The organism is Paracoccus spongiarum (assembly GCF_030732095.1).
Lineage (GTDB): Bacteria > Pseudomonadota > Alphaproteobacteria > Rhodobacterales > Rhodobacteraceae > Paracoccus > Paracoccus spongiarum.
Map to the genome: position 1 here is coordinate 1 of NZ_JAVAMQ010000030.1, position 16,792 is coordinate 16,792.

At 61.0% G+C, this 16,792-nt stretch carries 13 protein-coding genes and 5 pseudogenes; 12 read left to right on the top strand and 6 right to left on the bottom strand.

From position 1 onward, the window contains the following. Positions 1 to 212 precede the first annotated feature (212 nt). Together Q5Y72_RS18245 and Q5Y72_RS18250 are read right to left on the bottom strand one after the other, a co-directional pair. Positions 213 to 1,667 carry a hypothetical protein gene (locus Q5Y72_RS18245; RefSeq protein ID WP_305964849.1) on the bottom strand — a complete coding sequence of 485 codons (1,455 nt, stop codon included), beginning with the start codon at positions 1,665 to 1,667 and terminating at the stop codon, positions 213 to 215. Positions 1,668 to 1,674: 7 nt separating this feature from the next. Then, positions 1,675 to 2,967 carry a glycosyltransferase 61 family protein gene (locus Q5Y72_RS18250; protein ID WP_305964850.1) on the bottom strand — a complete coding sequence of 431 codons (1,293 nt, stop codon included), beginning with the start codon at positions 2,965 to 2,967 and terminating at the stop codon, positions 1,675 to 1,677. 197 nt (positions 2,968 to 3,164) lie between these two features. On the opposite strand from Q5Y72_RS18250, the pseudogene Q5Y72_RS18255 reads away from it, so the two are divergent. Both Q5Y72_RS18255 and Q5Y72_RS18260 read left to right on the top strand, forming a co-directional pair. After that, positions 3,165 to 3,665, top strand: a pseudogene (locus tag Q5Y72_RS18255) (IS66 family transposase); the annotation flags it as partial. Further along, the gene (locus tag Q5Y72_RS18260; protein ID WP_305964851.1) at positions 3,620 to 3,985 is read left to right on the top strand and encodes a hypothetical protein; all 366 of its coding nucleotides are present in this window, start codon (positions 3,620 to 3,622) and stop codon (positions 3,983 to 3,985) included. The pseudogene Q5Y72_RS18255 and the gene Q5Y72_RS18260, both read left to right, overlap by 46 nt. Positions 3,986 to 4,267: 282 nt before the next feature. On the opposite strand, the pseudogene Q5Y72_RS19975 reads toward Q5Y72_RS18260, so the two are convergent. Further along, a pseudogene (locus tag Q5Y72_RS19975) lies at positions 4,268 to 4,417 on the bottom strand (integrase core domain-containing protein); the annotation flags it as partial. A gap of 12 nt (positions 4,418 to 4,429) precedes the next feature. Next, positions 4,430 to 4,999: pseudogene (locus Q5Y72_RS19980) on the bottom strand (DinB/UmuC family translesion DNA polymerase); the annotation flags it as partial. A gap of 8 nt (positions 5,000 to 5,007) precedes the next feature. Here Q5Y72_RS19980 and Q5Y72_RS18275 point away from each other — a divergent pair. The 9 genes and pseudogenes from Q5Y72_RS18275 to Q5Y72_RS18315 form a co-directional block, all read left to right on the top strand. Then, positions 5,008 to 5,412, top strand: a pseudogene (locus Q5Y72_RS18275) (integrase core domain-containing protein); the annotation flags it as partial. Positions 5,413 to 5,613: 201 nt separating this feature from the next. Beyond that, positions 5,614 to 5,775 (top strand): annotated as a pseudogene (locus tag Q5Y72_RS18280) (DDE-type integrase/transposase/recombinase); the annotation flags it as partial. Between the two features lie 142 nt (positions 5,776 to 5,917). Then, on the top strand, positions 5,918 to 6,787 hold the full coding sequence (locus tag Q5Y72_RS18285) for a helix-turn-helix domain-containing protein (protein WP_305964852.1): 870 nt from the start codon (positions 5,918 to 5,920) through the stop codon (positions 6,785 to 6,787). Between the two features lie 366 nt (positions 6,788 to 7,153). Continuing rightward, entirely contained in the window at positions 7,154 to 8,716 is a 1,563-nt protein-coding gene (locus Q5Y72_RS18290; protein ID WP_305964853.1) for a hypothetical protein, read from the top strand. Between the two features lie 74 nt (positions 8,717 to 8,790). Continuing rightward, a complete protein-coding gene (locus Q5Y72_RS18295; RefSeq protein ID WP_305964854.1) occupies positions 8,791 to 10,215 on the top strand; it encodes a TIGR02594 family protein in 1,425 nt (474 codons plus the stop codon). Next, on the top strand, positions 10,212 to 10,907 hold the full coding sequence (locus tag Q5Y72_RS18300) for a hypothetical protein (RefSeq protein ID WP_305964855.1): 696 nt from the start codon (positions 10,212 to 10,214) through the stop codon (positions 10,905 to 10,907). The genes Q5Y72_RS18295 and Q5Y72_RS18300 overlap by 4 nt, the downstream gene beginning before the upstream one ends. Before the next feature lie 13 nt (positions 10,908 to 10,920). Continuing rightward, positions 10,921 to 11,556: a hypothetical protein gene (locus Q5Y72_RS18305; RefSeq protein ID WP_305964856.1), complete on the top strand. Its 636-nt coding sequence runs from the start codon at positions 10,921 to 10,923 to the stop codon at positions 11,554 to 11,556. A gap of 15 nt (positions 11,557 to 11,571) precedes the next feature. Further along, positions 11,572 to 12,465 (top strand): phosphatase PAP2 family protein, encoded by an 894-nt coding sequence (locus Q5Y72_RS18310; RefSeq protein WP_305964857.1) that lies wholly within the window; start codon positions 11,572 to 11,574, stop codon positions 12,463 to 12,465. Positions 12,466 to 12,478: 13 nt separating this feature from the next. After that, complete coding sequence (locus Q5Y72_RS18315) at positions 12,479 to 14,083, top strand: hypothetical protein (protein ID WP_305964858.1); 1,605 nt, start codon at positions 12,479 to 12,481, stop codon at positions 14,081 to 14,083. A gap of 402 nt (positions 14,084 to 14,485) precedes the next feature. Here Q5Y72_RS18315 and Q5Y72_RS18320 read toward each other — a convergent pair whose 3' ends face one another. Further along, on the bottom strand, positions 14,486 to 14,941 hold the full coding sequence (locus tag Q5Y72_RS18320) for a hypothetical protein (protein ID WP_305964859.1): 456 nt from the start codon (positions 14,939 to 14,941) through the stop codon (positions 14,486 to 14,488). Between the two features lie 116 nt (positions 14,942 to 15,057). Next, positions 15,058 to 15,831, bottom strand: a complete 774-nt coding sequence (locus Q5Y72_RS18325; protein ID WP_216034379.1) for a FadR/GntR family transcriptional regulator — start codon at positions 15,829 to 15,831, stop codon at positions 15,058 to 15,060. A gap of 547 nt (positions 15,832 to 16,378) precedes the next feature. Between Q5Y72_RS18325 and Q5Y72_RS18330 the strand changes: the two genes are divergently transcribed. Further along, on the top strand, positions 16,379 to 16,792 hold a 414-nt coding region (locus tag Q5Y72_RS18330), incomplete at its 3' end, for a thiolase family protein (protein WP_504222738.1).

A 16,792-nucleotide genomic window follows, 5' to 3' on the forward strand; every position in this document is an offset into this window, starting at 1 on the left:
GTCCTCGGACGCTAACTCCGTGGCGATGTTTCGGGCGATGGCATTGCGGATTTCGCGATCGAGATACGCGGCATAGACAGGTTGGCAGAAGACGATTTCCTCTCGTAGCACATGATAATGAGGCGCGAAGGCAAGTCCTGCGCAGACCGTGCGCTACCGACAAGGCGTCCCTGCAATTATTGGCCAGCCTTCTGAGAATCCAGAAAAGAACGTCATTCCGGGAACGGCCCGACCTCGGATCGAAACAGATGATAGACGTTCCGCTGCTTGATAGTTCCCGCGCCGGGCGTCCAAAACAACCTGATCCTGATCCCGTCCTGTGCGGAACAGGGTAGAAAACTTCCCTTGTAGACGCTCGGTGGCGAGTTCATCAAAACGGGTTCCTGATCAAATTGGAAATTAGTCCAGTTCTCCGACGCTCCGAAATGCAGATTGTGGGACGACTTGGAGTGCAGCAGGCAAAATAGCCTCTGTCCGATCCACTTCATCTCAATGTGATGCGGGCGGATAGAGCCGGGAACGTGGATGAGATCCGGCTCGGTCCATGGCCCCCTGAGATCTGTCGCTGAGCGGTGCAGGATGTGGGGCCTGGAAACCGTGAACAGGTGCCACCTGCCGTCGTTCGGGTCATGAAGCAAAGAAGGCGAAAGAAGCGGATCCTTGTCCCTCGTGCTTCTGAGTATCTCGCAGGGTTCGCTCCAGTTCACACCATCCCTTGTCGCCCTGAACGATATAGAATCGATGATGTCACCAGTATCGATCGCGCGGCCCCGAAGGCGGTGGGTTTGACGAATAAGACACAGAAGTTCAGAAGTCCCGAAATCATATGCGAGGGCAACGTCGCTATTATGACCATCTCCTTCTGTGATCGGAGAAAAGATCGGTTGCCGCACTCCATGCAGGAGGAAGAAATTTTCCAGATTGTTTGAACCGAAAATATAGGGGTTCTCGAGTTTCTCTCTCGCCGCCTCGAAACCGGTCACCGCCAGCAGATAGCGAAAGCCGTTGAACCCGTCTGGAAACTCCATGATATACGGATGAACGAATTCATCGTCGTTTTTTCGCGGTGTGTTGAGGCTGAGAATCGACGGCTTCGCGCTGACACGTATTCGCCTGAACGGAAGTTTGAGATCGCTATCTCCCCTGATCAGGTTGAGCGGCATCGATCCGATGACAGATGATCTGGCGCCAGGCCGCCGTGTCTTCTTGTCGGGAGCATCGTCTGCCATTGCCCTCAGGCAATCCTCGAGCGAGGTGACGTGAAGATCGACTCTTGCTTCTGTTCCCCAGTGCGGTTGGCGGTCCGAGAGTTGGTCGGTGGCTTGCAGCCGTCTACGCCGGATGAGGAGCTCATTGCCGTTCAGGATAGCGATCCGCCGCCGATCTCCCGGCACAACTCGCCTAAGGACGGCCATGTCGACTGTCTCGGCGTCGAAAAGCTCCTCCATGGTGCCCTCACCCGCCAGGCAATGAACCAGTCCCCATGAATTTCCGGTCTCGTCGCGATGGATAAGCGATCCGCAGGGACAAGACCTGTCGATCAGTCGCAGCCAGATGCGTAGCATCTGATCATCGACGCAGATGACGACCCGTATGTCTGCTGCCGCACCTGACGGGAATGCTCCGACACACAGACAAACATGACGCGAGATTTCAGTCTGCCGCATGCGCGCTCTAACCAACAATGTCGAGTATTGCAGAAAGTGCCGCAGGGCCTATCTTCGGCGGAGCGAGCTTGCCTTGCGGTGGCGAAGCGATCTCCAAAGGTTCCCCGGATGCGTCCGTGAAGACCGTCGTGTAGCGGCACTGAGAAGCATGGGCCATCTGAAAGAAGTCACCCCATCTGAAGCGGAGCGTTTGCATTGTCCCGATCTCTATCAAATGCAGCTTCTCTGAGCCAAACATCATATTCGCGATCCCGGCTCCGTGTTCAGCGACCACCGTTGACGCCTGGTTGAACAGCCTGATCTGTTCGAGCGGCGACAGGTGTTCCAGCACGACCTCTTGGAACCCTTTTTGTCTGAGCGACGCGCGAAGAAGAGAAAAACCCTCCGTATCCCGTTGGCGGGCCAAGGCCGGATCGGCGCTTCGGACAACCAGGATTTTCGGAATGGGCGGCGCGAACGCCATCCCCTTTGCGGCGATCAAGGCGCGCTCCCGCAAACGCATCAAGCCATGATCCAGGGTAAAAGCAGCAAGCGCTCGCCGTGAACGCCTTTCGAGTGCCCGGCGGGGAGAAAATGACGGAATATGCGCCTGAATGAGCCGATCGAACCGGGGAATCTTGTGCTGTGCAAGGAGCAAGCGAAAACTATACGATAGCCATGCGCGCTCGAACTCGACCGCCTCCGACAAAAACAGAACTCGATCATCCCACTCAGGGAAGAGTGTTGCGAGAAAATTCTCGACAAAGCTGCGGCGTGACCTGTTTCGGGACAGGAGATATACGGTTTTGAGAGCGCGCGGCGCTACGGCCAGTTGCGAAAGACTCTCTGAAAGAAAATGGAAATAATTCTTGCCGTTCCGCATGTCGACGATGAAAGGCAGATTGTAGTCCTCTCCTGAGGCCTCATTCGCAAACACATTTATGAAGCGTTTCGCCCCAATTTTTGCTCGAGGCACAGATTTGAGGGTTTCCGGATCAGATCTTGTCACGGCCTCGATAAATCGATGCCCTGACGGAGAACTCAAGGTAACCTCTTCCGCAAACTTCAACTTCCCCCTGTTCCAGGTCACATGATGCATCAATGCGGGTAGATTATTTACTTCAAGTACGGCTGTACCGGCGTTGCATAGCGCAGAGCGCATATAATAGGCCCTGATCCGATCGTTCGATTCTGGAGATTCGCAGGCAGGGACCATCTCGATTCTCGCCGCGGGCGCGGGCCTGAGGATCCAATTTGCTCGCGCATCAACCTTGATAGACCGGTTGAGCGCAGGCTCGTAGATGGGTTCGAGAGGGCGCATCGCGGAGATTCTCCATGGATGGCGTGGCAATTTTTTCCAAGCCGATCGAGTTCTGTTCTGTGAGCTGATGCTGTGGCGCCTGAGGCTGATTTCGCGAAGTTACCCGGCCAGCCCCTCGGTTTCCAGAACTGTTTCGACGTTGACCTCTGGTTCTGCTGATACGCTCGAAGTACTGGTCGCGGAACTCAGGTCAGAGGAAGCGCATCGACGCGCTGTTCGAGATCGAACGCGGTCTGAATGGCCTCGACCCAGCCGCCCGTCTCGAGGCGCGGCAGCGCCTGTCCGCGCCCGTGGTCGAAAACCTGGAACGCTGGCTGCGCGGCGAACGCGCGAAACTGTCGAAGCACGTCAAGGTCGCCAAGGCGATCGATTATCTCCTGTCAGCCGACCACTGGCCGGGCTTCACCCGTTTCCTGGACGACGGCCGGGTCTGCCTCAGCAACAACGCCGCCGAGCGGTCGCTGCGCGGTGTGGCTTTGGGCAGAAAATCCTGGCTCTTCGCAGGCTCCGAACGCGGCGGGCAGCGCGCCGCCGCCATGTACACCCTGATTGGTACCGCCAAGCTGAACGGCATCGATCCGCAAGCCTGGCTCGCCGATGTCATCGCCCGCATCTCCGACCTGCCGGTCTCGCGACTGCCCGCATTGTTGCCATGGAACTGGCAAAAACCGGCAGCCAGTTCGGCCGAGGCCGCCTGATGGCCCGCGTCACGCAGGTCGTCACCATCGACGAGGTCGCCAGACAGATTGGCGAGAACCTGGAACTCATCGAACTCGTCAGTGCCAATTCCGACAATGTCGACTATGGCGAGACGATCTGGGTCGACAACGGTACCGACGAAGGCATCACGATCTTCACGGACCGCGGCATCGAATGCCTGCGGGAACTTCTCGCAGACATCCGGACATGGGACGGCGGAATCCTTGAATTCCTGCAGGACGAGAAGTGTGAGCCCGACGTCATCGAACGCATCATGGAGCACGAGAAAACCGTTAACTCCAGACGGCGTTCGGCGTGAGCTTACGTTTCGTCGGAGAGAGAGTCCAGTGCACGAGCTCAAACGGAGTATCGCCTGCCTAGAATAGGCTGGGCGAATTGATCGTCTCGGGGCAGGTCACTGCGCGCGTCAGTCGCCTCGTGAGACTGCCCACTGGCAGCTTTGCGCAGGAACTGCTCTGACCCCCGAGAGTCATCCAGCTGAAACCAGAGCCGGCGGGTGACAATTGCCCACTTGCGCGGAGGGAGCAATGGGCGATCGGCGGAACGCTTCCGTTTCGTGGAGCCGATCGCCCGTTGCGGCGAGTTGGGCGGCGTAGGCCGCGGGGGTCTGGTAGCCGAGCGCCGAATGGGGGCGGTTGGCGTTGTAATCGGCCACCCAGGCGTCGATGACGTTGCGGGCATGGTCGAGGCCGAAGAACAGCGTCTCGTTCAAGAGTTCGTCGCGCATCCCCACGTCTCCGAGGTGCACGCCGAGGCTGATGACCGCGCCCGGTCGTGTGGTGCGCCAGAGGCGCACCCACAGGGCGCGGTGAAGCCGCAGAAAGATCGCGGTGTCCTGGGTGGGAAAGCAGCTTACGTTCCGCGACCAGGCACCGCCGGCCATGAAGCTGACCGACAGGCTGAAGCGCCCGGCCACGCGACCGTCGCGCCGCAGGCGTGCCGTCGCCTTCTCGACCAGCCAGCGGCCGACCAGATAGGCGCGGCGCGGATCGCGGAATTCAGGCGACAGCACCTTGCTGTTGCCGAATCCGCCGCGCTCGGTCGCGATCAGGGGAATATCCATGCCCTGCAGCATCCGCACGAACCGCTCCCCCTCTACCGATCGCCAGATCAGACGCGCATGGCGCGGATCGAGCGCGTAGAGGGCAGGCACGTCGAACACGCGGGCGCGGTAGAGCCGGGCCTTCATAGCGCCGGAGATCCCCGGCAGATCGTCCAGCGAGAGATGGGCGATGGCTTCGGGGAGATTTTCCGGTCCGAGCCACCGGCATCCATCCGGCTTGTCCAGCTTCCCGGCTATCTTGGCGAGCATGTGAGTGCTGGCCGTTGGATTTTGTATCCGACAGCTCCGGTGCCTCGCGGAAGTTCCGGATCCTCGCCGTGATCGACGACTGCACGCACGAATGCCTGTGCCTCGTGGCGGACACCAGCCTCTCCGGGGCAAGGGTTGCCCGGGAGCTCAGCGCCCTTATCCGGGTCTACGGCAAGCCCGGCTGCATTGTCAGCGATAACGGCACAGAGTTCACTAGTCGGGCGATCCTGAAATGGGCCGATGAGAACGAGGTGCCGTGGCACTACATCGATCCGGGTAAGCCCCAGCAGAATGCGTTCATAGAAAGCTTCAACGGCAGCCTGCGGGACGAGTTGCTCAACGAGGAGATCTTCGACAGCCTGGACGACGCACGGAGAAAGCTGGCGCTCTGGCGCTACGACTACAATACGGTATAGCGCGACAATCTGGGTGAGACGCTGGCGACGATCTGGATGAGTTTCTATGTCGCGGCATCTGCGACGATAGCATCCTGATTGTCGCTGGCAAGTTCCTCTTTCGTTTCTGATTGTCGCGCCGCGTCAATCAGGGGCGTGTTGTTGATGGTGGCGAAGGAGGCGGGCCTTCCGCGTTGCCGTTTGGCCTCAAGGGCGGCCCACCGGTTCATCAAGCGCCGAGTGAAACCGATGCTGGGCTTCAAGAGCTTCGCGTCAGCATCTTCGATCATCGCCGGAATCGAACTGGTCAACATGATCCGCAAGGGCCAGTTCCGACCCGAATTGCGACCGTTTCAGCAGTTCTGCCAACTGGCCGCCTGAAAACAAAGATCAACGCCGGATTTCTCGCGATCAAAATCTTTGCGACAGAACCCGTTCCGTCGCCGGGCAGCCGCCCCTGGTCGATCCGCTGGCCTGGCGGCGGGCCGAGGCCGATCTGGCGCCGGAACTCGCGCGCGCGGCGATGGCGCTGGGTCGGTTCGACGGCGCCCTGGCGCTGCCGGACGGGACCGGGCTGCGTCCGGGCGCGCTGTCGCGGCTGGCCATCCGCGAGACCGAGACGCTGCTCTGGGTCGCCGGGACGCCGCTGCCGGCCGAGGATCTGGGCCGCGACATGATGGAGGCGCGGGCGGACAGCGATCCCGAGGCGCTGCGCGCGGGACGGTGGGCGGTGCGGCGCCTGCAGGGCAGGGGGCGGCTTGAGGATCTGCGCGACTTCCTGGCGCTGCAGCCCGCCCCCGATCTGCTGGCCGACCTGCCCTGGCGCGGCCGGGCGACGGGCGCGGAGTTCGACGCGGCGGAGACCGCGTTCCGGGCGCGGCTGGCCGAGGCCGAGATGCTGCATCCGCTGACCCGCGCGGCGTTCGGCGAGGTCTTGTGGCGGCTGTCGGATCTGTCGCCCGAGGGCGATGTCATCGAGCCTTCCTGCTGGGCGGCGCGCGCGATGGCGGGCGCCTGCGAGCATGCCGGCTTCGTGCCGTTCGGCACGGCCCGCCGCGGCCTGCGCCTTGCGGGCGGCGCGCCCGCGCAGCGTCTGGCGGCCTGGTACGGTGCCATCGCGACCGGCGCCCGCGACGCGCGCACCGAACTTGCGCGGCTCGCCGCCAGGCAGGCGCAGGCGCTGCGGATGACCGCCCGCATCAAGGGCGCCAACCCGGCGCGGGTCATCGCGGCCCTGGTCGCAACGCCGCTTGTGACGGCCGCGATGGTCGCGGAAGACGCCGGGGTCAGCCGCGATACCGCCGAACGCCTGCTGGCCCGGTTGGCCGGCATGGGCCTCGTGCGCGAGACCACCGGCGCCAGCCGGTTCCGGCTCTGGACCGCGCGGCTGTGACGCGGCCCGCTTCGACCGGGCCCGCTCTGGACGATCGCGGCGATCCATCAGCGCGGTGAATCGGTCAGGCCGGTTCGATTCGGAATTGTCGTTGGACCGCGCGGGCAGGCCGCGATATATCGGTTAATCTGGGAGAAGACCGTTAACCTCTTCGGAGTTGCGCATAATGCGTACCGAGTGGCGGGTGGAAAACAGAACGGAATCGCCTGCTTCGTGTTCACGCGGCCACAGACTCGCAGCGATAATTTGGCCCGCATGGTGGTTGCCGAAGCCGTGGCCGAGCCTGCCAGCGCCCGGTAACAAATCGCGATACAGCGCCTGCAACCTTGTGTAGAATGATCGCTACCAGACACAGACGGTGATGTCATGGACGTGGGCCGCGTCGTGACGTGGGGAGCGTTCCGGATTCGCGACCAGCACGACGGTGATTACACGCCGCACGGCATGAAAGAACGCGCGCTGATGGCCATGCTGGCGCTGTCTCCGGGGCAGCGTCGGCGGCGGTTGATGTTGCAGGACATGCTTTGGGGCAAGAGCACGCTGAAGGCGGGGCAGGTGTCGTTGCGACAGGCCCTGTCCAATATCCGGCGGGATCTCGGCCCGTTGCGCGACAGCCTGAAAAGCGACCGCGACGCGATCTGGCTGGACCCTCCATTCCTCATCGCCGAGGACCAGGCCCTGCCCGCTTCGGAGTTTCTGGCCGATTTGGATGTTCCCGATGAGGAATTCGAGAGCTGGCTGCGTGACCAGCGACAGGCCGTGACCGAACCCGAGAATGTCGGGCAGAAATCACCCCCGCCAAGGCCATCCGCGGCTCTGCCTGTCGTCGGGATCGTCCCGGTTGCCGCGCAATTCGACGACTGCCAGTTCCTGTGTCACATGCTGGCGCAGCAACTTGCGGACCTCGTCGCGGGCATTGCCGCGTGCAAGCCGGCGATTCTGCTCCTTCCCGAAGACGGCGCGGCCTCTTATACATTCGTGGTCGAGGTTCAGTCGGGCCAGGACGAATGGCTCATTCTGGTGCGGCTGCTCGGCGACCCGGTACGGCAATATCTGTGGAGTAACCGCCTAAGGGTCGAGCGCAACCTTGGCCGGATCTGGGATGCGCCCGAATTTGCCGGTCTACTGAACAAGGCCGTGGCCGCGCTGAACGATCAGCTTTCCCTGCGCGGCCCCGAGGGCGACATCGCCCGCATCCAGCGGGCCATTCGCAGGATCTACAATTACGACAAATCGGGCCTCGAGACGGCGATTGGCCTGTTGCGGGCCTCGACGAACGGATCCGCCATGGGGCTGGCGCTGGCATGGCAGGCCTTTGCCCAACTAACGTCGGTTCTGGAATTCAGAACCGATGCGGCGAGGAGAGCCGCTTCGGCCATTGATCTGGCCGACGAAGCGGTGCGGCTGTCGCCGCAGGACCCGACCGTTCTTGCGCTTGCGGCCCAGACTCAGCTGAAGTTCACGAAGGACTTTGACTACAGCCACCATCTTGCGCTGCGGGCCGTCGAAGCCGGCCCGGAAAATCCGTATGCGCTTGACGCGCTGAGCCAGTCGCAGATGATGCGCGGCGAGCTGTCGCTCAGCCAGCGCACAGCCGAGCGGGCCAGGCTGGTCGCCACCGGACTGGCCAACAGCTTTTCATGGGACATGCAGGCAGCGTTTGGCGCCCTTTGCATGGGGCGGTCCCCGGAAGCGCTGGATCTCTTGCGGCAATGTCATCTGAAGATGCCCGCCTATCGACCGGCGCTGCGATATCTCATCGCGCTCAGTGCGCTCTGCGGCAACGATGCCGATGCCCAAAGGTATTCGCAGCGGCTTGCACGCCTTGAACCATGCTTCACGCCGCTTTCCCTGCTGGACGCCGCCTATCCCATGGAAACGCTGCGAAGCCTGGGTCTGGATGCCGGTCTGAAAGATCGGATCGGCTAAGATTCGGTCGCCCATAACGCTGCGATCACGCAAGGCTGCTCAACTGCTGGCACAGTTCACAACAGGAGATCAGCATGTTCACGGTCATCGACAGCGCGCGGCCCGCCACTTTGGTGGTCAGGCAACTGGCTCAGGCAGGCATCCGGGTCGTCATGCGCTATTACAACCACAAGGATGTCAGCCTGCCCGGCAAGCGCCTGACCCGCGCCGAGGCTCGCACCCTGACCGAGGCCGGGCTATCGATCGGTGCCGTGTTCCAGCAGCGCGGAGGCGGCAATGGCGGCCATATCGGCGATCTTACCGCCATGACCGGGCAGCGCGATGCCGCGCGTGCGCTTCAGGTCGCGGCCGATATCGGACAGCCGCAGGGCAGCGCAATCTACTTCGCCGTCGACTGGGATTTCATCACGAAGGCCGAACTTGCCTCGATCGAGGCCTACTTTGGCGCGGTCAATGCCGCGCTCGCCGGATCGTATCGGGTCGGCGTCTATGGTTCGGGGCTTGTCTGCGACCGCCTGCTGACGAAAGGCCTGGTCAAGTTCGCATGGCTGTCGCAATCGCAAGGCTGGTCGGGTCATGACGACTTCCTGAAATCGCAGCGTTGGGCGCTGGCTCAGGCTCCGGCCACCACATTGCCTGGCACCGGCTACCGCTATGATCCCAACTACAGCAATACGGCCTTTCCCGATTTCGGCCAGTTCACGCTGAATTCCGGCGCAGACGAGTTCGCCAGGGATCACGCGGCGCCCGAAGAACTGCGGTCGATGATGCAGGTCACGGCGCGCTCGGGTCTGCTGCTGCGCCGGGGGGCCGGCACCAGCTATGAGCGTATCCGGTCGCTGCCCTTTGGGACGCGGGTCTTTGGCATCTCGGTTCTTGGCGATTGGGTTCTGGTAGATACCGAGGGCGACGGCAAGGCTGACGGCTATTGCCACCGGGGCTATCTGGAACTCGTGGCCGATGCCTTCGGGATGCGCCATCCCGCGCTTGCCGACCCCTATCAGATTGCCCGGGAGGAACTGGCCGACAACATTCACGAGTTTCCGGGTAAGAAGACCAATCCGCGGATCTATCTTTATCATGCCAGCACCGGGCATGGCGACGAGGACAGCGTTCCCTGGTGTTCGTCCTTCGTCAATTATTGCGTCGAGAAGGCCGGGCTCAAGGGGACCAACAGCAAAGCCGCCCGTTCCTGGCACGAGCAGGGCTGGGGCGACGAGGTGACGGAGGCGCCGCGCGAGGGCGATATTGTCGTCTGGCGCAGGCAGTGGACCAACGCCGCCGGCCAGCCAGAAAGCGGCGGGCATGTGGGTTTCCTCGTGTCGGCCAATGCGACCTCGATCACCGTTCTCGGCGGCAACCAGTCGGGCCGCGTCTCGATTGCCTCCTACCCCCGCAACGGAAGCCTTGGCGGCCAGCACTACAAGCTCCTGTCGATCCGCCGGGCGGTGACGATGACCGACAGCGATGACATGATCATCGCGGAGGCCGCAGAATGAGCGCCGCGTCCGATCTTCCCAATGCCGTGCCCGTCCAGAACGGGCACAGATATTCCCGCCAGGCAGGGCTCGTCGTCTGTATCATGTCGGCCTGCTTCGTTGGCGGCATCATCCTGCTGCTGTTCCTGCAGGCGTGGTTGCAACATCAGGAGCTTGGCCGGATAGCGACACCGACCGCCGCCGCGCCGGTCACGGACCCCTTTTATCTGCTGGATCAGGAAGCCCTGCGGCTGCGCGCCTCACGCGCCTCGATCTCCCAGCTTTATCGGCATTTCATGGGCATATCGGGGCTGATCGTGTCGATGATGATGGTGCTGCTCGGCGCGATCCTGATCTTCGACCGGGTTCAGTCCGCCGAAGCCAACAAGCTCATCGCCGCTCTTTCCGGCAAGGGAAACGTCGAGGCCACCTCGTCCTTCCCGGGGATGCTGCTCTGCGTCATGGGCGCTGCGACCGTCGCGCTGAACCTGTATTTCAGCGGACCCCAAGCCGCACCCTTCGTGACCCGCGATATCCCGGCCTACTTGCAGGACGTCAACTGGAGCCGCAACCAGTTGGGCCTGTACCCCTGTTTCGGCATCAATACGGACCAGGCCCCGGAACCGTCCGAAACTTGCAAGCTTACCTCGGCAACCGGCCGAACAGCTTCGGGGGTCAGCGCGCCGGTGAATATCAGTTCCGAACCCGAATAGAGAGGAGGCAGCCATGAACAGACACCTCGCTTGCACCGTCATCGCCGCCGCGATTGTCGCGCCGCTTGGCTCGGCCGCGCAAGAAGCGAATCTCGGCTTTTACTGGCAGCTTGCAAACTGCCTTGACGAAACCAACAAGCACGACATCTGCAAGGCCTTCCGAAACGGCATCCGCTACGCGACAGCGCTTGGCACGGACCCGGCGGACGTGATGACCGCCAGCGTGGTCGTTCCCCTGGACCAGTATGCCAATTGGAATGCCGAGGCCAACATCGCGCAACTCGAGGCCAAGATGGCAACGGTCAGCATCCGGCCGAACCCCGAGGCGCCGTCCAGCATCATCCATGATCTTGCAAGACTTGGCACCGCTCGGGCCGACGGGACCTATGCACTGGATATCGCAAGCTACGGCGCGTTGACGGAACCGATGCTCGACGCCATCGCGACCGAGACGCTTGCGATTCCGCTGACGAATGACGGCAATGCCATGGCCGCCGCGCGGGCAATTACCGATGCGGTCGAAAGCCTGCCGGCCGATCTGCAGCCGGCAAGCCGGGTTGAGCCCGGTATGCCGGATGCCATCGCCGTGATACCCTTTCCCCAAGAGGCCGATTTTGGCGCCCCTGCGCCCGGTGCCGCAATTCCCTGATGAATGGAGGCTTTGATGTCGTGGCTCAACAAGTCCAACAAATCGAACAAGTCCAACAAATCAGACCTCGCAGAGCTTGATCTGGCCGGTCAGGCCAGCTCGATGCTGCTGACCGAGGCGCTCAACACCGCCGCAAGGGCGTTGGATGTGCCGATCACGGCGGGTCCCGTCCCCGCGCCGTCGGTCGGGACACCGAACTACCTGAAGCTGAATGCCCGGCATCTGAACGAAGTGCTGGCGACGGAACTTCTGGAACCGTTTAGGGCGAGCAAGGGTGATCTGGATATTGGCTCTGTGATCGATGCGGTTGACCAGGCAGGGGGAAGCAAATACTTCGCGGTCTCGACGGCTGTTACATCCTGGACCTGTGCTGATTGGCAGGGCCAGATAGAAAAGCTGAGGAATTTGCGTTATTCGCGCGACAAGCAGTTGCCCGAGATCTATCTGCAGCAGACCGACCTGATCAGCTTTCTGACCCAGCCCGTCGGGATCTCGAACGAGACGCATCCCCGGATGATGCAGCTTCTCGAGGCCGTCTGGACCGCCGCCTTCCGGATCTCGGTGCCGTTGAAGGTCAGGTTTTCGACCATGCGGCCAATCCAGATTGCGCCCGATATCTCGCCGGTCATCCAGACCCCTGCACATAGCTCGTTCCCCGCCGGCCATGCGATCGAGGCGCATGCTCTGGCTGCCGTGCTGGCGGATTTCTTCCCGGGTGCGAAAGCTTTGCTGCTGAACGTCGCCGATCGCATCGGGCAGAGCCGCCTTTACGCGGGTGTGCATTTCCCTGTCGATGTTGCATGGGGAAATGCCTGCGGCAAGTATGCGGGCGCCAAACTGGTCGACACGATCACCAAGGGCGGCGCCGCGTTGACGCCGATCCGCGACGCTGCCTGCGCCGAGAAATGACAAGAGGTGCATGATGAAACTCTCGACGAAATGTGGGAACTTCCCCTACTTGCCGTGGAACTTCCTGCCCATCGTGGACGATGAAGACCAAGTCGACGGTGAAGGGGTAGTCCACGGCCGGATGGTAGCCACGCTTGTCGATTTCAGCGAGACGGAAGCAATGGCTCGTGGCTATCCCTTCCTGAACCTGCCGGCAGAAACGCTGCGCGACCCGGTGGGGACGAATGATGTCTTGTCGCGGGCGGACAGGGGCGACGACACCCCGTATTTCATCGGTTCGAGAATTGTCTCGGCAGAGCGAAGCGGTCTGATTCCCCTTGCAACGTCCGTCGACCTGAAGCGGCCGTCAAGACTGGTGCTGATCGATTGCGGATTGGCCCATTGGAACGATGCTTTCTGGCCGGATGGCATTTTCCGCTTCAGTGCGATCTATTACTACCCTGAAATGATCCGATGTCAGGACCCTCCGACGAAACTGGATCCATTGTTAGCCGCCAGATGCCGCGCAGAGGCTGCGTCTGGCGGACCCGCCGCCCCAATCCCGATCCTTGCAAAGGCCTTCCCCGGCAGCGTCTGGTCGCTGCCGCCTGACCCGGATGATTTCTGGCACGGAACCGCCACGGCAGGCTTGGTGGCCGGAACATCACATGATCTGGTCGCCTTTGAACTGCCCAAGGCGCTGCTGCTGGACTGGGGCGGCGACAAAATGACCCTGACACTGTGGATCGCCCTCTTTCAGGCAATTGCCGGCCAACTTTCGCCAAACTACGAGGGAAAGGTCCTTCTTCCCTTTGGCTTCACCGGCGGCCCCCAAGACGGCGATCATCCAGCTGCAAGGAAGATCTCCAAGATACTGAATTGCTTTCCGAAGGTCGAGCTGATCCTCCCCGCCGGCAATCACCGTCAGGACCGGCTTCATGCGCGATTGACCGCGGCACAACCCAAGGTCATCTGGGGCATCCAGCCAAGCGATGCCAGCGCCAATGTGCTGGATCTCTGCGTATCGGGAAAGGAGGCGACCTTCACGCTTCGCTCTGGATCGAACGGGCAATCCGTCGCTTTCACGCTCAAGCATGGCGATTATTGCGAGCTGTTCGACGAGAATGAAGTGATCGGCCGTGTCCATGCGCGCCAGTCAGGATCGCAAGGTCAGCTGGTCGTGCGTCTGGCGCTGGAACCCGCGCTGACCGCCGGCATCTGGGAAATCGAAATGCGGGACAAGCACGCAGCCGACCTGTGGATCCTGCGCGACGACGAGGAGTTGGCCCTGAACCACATGGACTCGCTGCAATCGCGCTTTTTCGATCACGATTACAGCGAGACGGGCGACAACGGTTTTCCCAAGATGGACGATGGCAATTCCGTCATCAGACGCGCGGGTTCGGCATCGGTCCTGACCACCGCACCCGGCGTCACCTCGGTCGCCGCGACCGTCGAGCGGGCGGGAGCGACCGTTGTAGCGCGGTATTCCGGGCTGCCATGGAACGGCAATAACTTCGCCAAGGCGGTCTCGCTTGGTGTCGAGACCGATCCGGGACTGGAGGTAATCGGAAACGGTTCGCCGAGGCGATTTCTCGTCGAGGGAACCTCGATCGCGGCAGCGAGATATGTCAAGTGAAGGCCCTGACGCATTGCCGTCGCCAGGACCATCCCGTATGGGCCATAACTGAGAACGACCTCAGAGCCTTGGTCCGAGGTCATCAACGGTATGTCGCTTTCGGCGCGCGCACGACTACCCCTGGCCATAATCTTCTCCATCTCGTTCCTTCTGCAAGCCGGCCCTCTCATACCATCAGCGCGTGTGCCGTCGCGAGGCCAGGCACGTCGGGACAGTCGCAGGTCGTCACGATCGTGACGAGTTGGCCGGCTTTGCCCGAAAGCGATATCGATGGCATCACATCTACCGAATGCAGCACGAAGTCGTTGTCGCAGCGATGAGGCCTCCCCTTAAGGATGGCTTAGGCCATTTCGGCCAGTCCGGGGCAGCGATAATTTTCGCAGGTCGCGTTGTCTTTTGCCGTTATGGGTGGTCCCAAGCCGCACCGACGGTCGCCGGGCCGGCATGGATCTGGTGCGCTAGACCACCACCGCCAGCCGGTTCCGGATCTGGACCGCGCGGCTGTGAGCCATCGCCGGGACCCATCAGCAGCGTGAATCGATCGGACACGTTCAGACGCTCGATGATTGTTGTATCGCTGCAGGCCACGGCGATTTGGGTTTTGGGCAACTTGCGCTGAAACAGGCTGATCCGACCTTCCAGATCGTCGCATGATTCGTGGACGATTATCACTCTGGGCTGCGTTTCGTGCTCCAGGACAATATTGCTATCCATTGAGCGTTCGAAATAAATATCGTCAAAATCAACCTTAAGCAGTTTAATAAGCCGGTCGGAAAACTGGAAAGATGTGCCTGCCAGTACAACGGTCGGACAGCAATATCCTTCGGCGGCAGTCGCGCCATCGCAAATACGGAACATATTACCCTTCCCCCCACTAAAAACAAAAGAGCGAACGAATCGCTCGGAACACTGCTCCTCTGCACCCAAGTGCTAAATTCTGAAATGTCACAAATTAGTGGCACAGTGGCTTCAGATCATTCGTTTGATTTCATTCTCATCGCCGCGCGTCGCTCACGTCGTTGCAGCTCTTGGCCAAGCCTCAACGACTGTTCCACGAAGTCGATATGGTCGCGGGCGGCTTTTTCTGCACGTTCTATGTCACCAGCAATTATGGCGTCAATGATCTCCAGATGCTGATCCAGCAAGTTGCGTCCGCTATTGTCAAAAGTTCGGAGAAGTTCTCGATTATAGAATATGCCTCTCTGCGTGAGGTCATATACCGATGCCATCATGTGGATAAGGGTTGTGTTATGGCTGGCGTCAACAACTGCGACGTGTAACCGGAAATCTGCTTCCCGGGCGGCGTCGGGATCTTCGGTCTCCCATGAACTTTCGAGTTCGGCCCGTATCGCGGCCAGACGATACTTGTCGGCCTGTGTGGCACGTTCGGCCGCCAGACGGGCCGCAAATCCTTCCTGTTCGCGACGGTATTCGAGGTAATCGTAAAGGGCGTCTCCATGACGGGCATAGAGGGATAGCATAGCCGGAGACATTGCTCGCCCGGTCAGTTCTGCAACATAAGTACCATCACCGTGCCTGACTGTTACTAGATTTCTGTCTTCAAGGATGTGCAAGGCCTCGCGTACCTTCGGCCTTGAAACGCCGAATGCTTCAGCCAATTCGCGTTCGGACGGCAAGCGCACTCCATCCTTCAATACACCATCAACGATCATCGATTCGACCTTGCTGACCAAGGCATCGACGATCGATTCGTGGTCAATCGGATCGAACACATCCTTGGCGATCATGTTGGCCGCATCCTCCAGGAGAAAGTCCCACGCTCAATTTACCCCGGCTCCGGAGCCAAGGATAGGGGAAGATCAGCCGGGATCAAAATCTCCTTTCAACAACAGCATCTTGGAGAGATTTCGTGGGCGGATTGCAACATTCCCCACATTCATCTTCCCTACTGGCATCATCTGCCGCGCCGCAAAGTGGTAAATTTTATTATTGACTTAACGTATTGGTAAACCGTATGTACCATCGCCAACAAGCGCGCTCAAGCGTATTGCGATGTGGGGACGCTGAGGGAGGCGGCGCCTCCAGACAACGCAAGCGGGTGATTCTGCCATATGCATATTCCGGATCCTGCTAAAATCGATGGCGTAATGTGGATATGTCCTCGCGGTTTCGATCGCATGGCTCACTTTCTTTTCACACACGGTCTCTGATGGGACGCCCGCCATTCCAGACAAGGTGCCCTGTGTGAGCGGGAGATGATGCGTCGAAAGACTCCAGAAGCACAGAGATGGAACTAACCCGAACCGCTGACATCCATAGAGGAAAAGAAACTCCATGACCAAAGCCGTTATCGTCTCTGCTGCCCGCACGCCGGTTGGCAGCTTCATGGGCGCGTTTGCCAACGTGCCCGCCCACGACCTTGGCGCGACCGTGCTGAAAGAAGTGGTCGCGCGATCGGGCGTGGACCCGGCAGAGGTCAGTGAAACCATCCTCGGACAGGTGCTGACCGCCGCGCAGGGCCAGAACCCCGCGCGTCAGGCCCATATCAACGCCGGGCTGCCGCAGGAATCCTCGGCCTGGCTGATCAACCAGGTCTGCGGTTCCGGGCTGCGCACCGTCGCGCTGGCGGCACAGCAGGTGCTGCTGGGCGATGCGACGATCGTCCTGGCCGGCGGACAGGAAAGCATGTCGCTGGCGACCCACGCCGCCTATTTGCGCGCCGGGCAGAAGATGGGCGACATGCAGTTC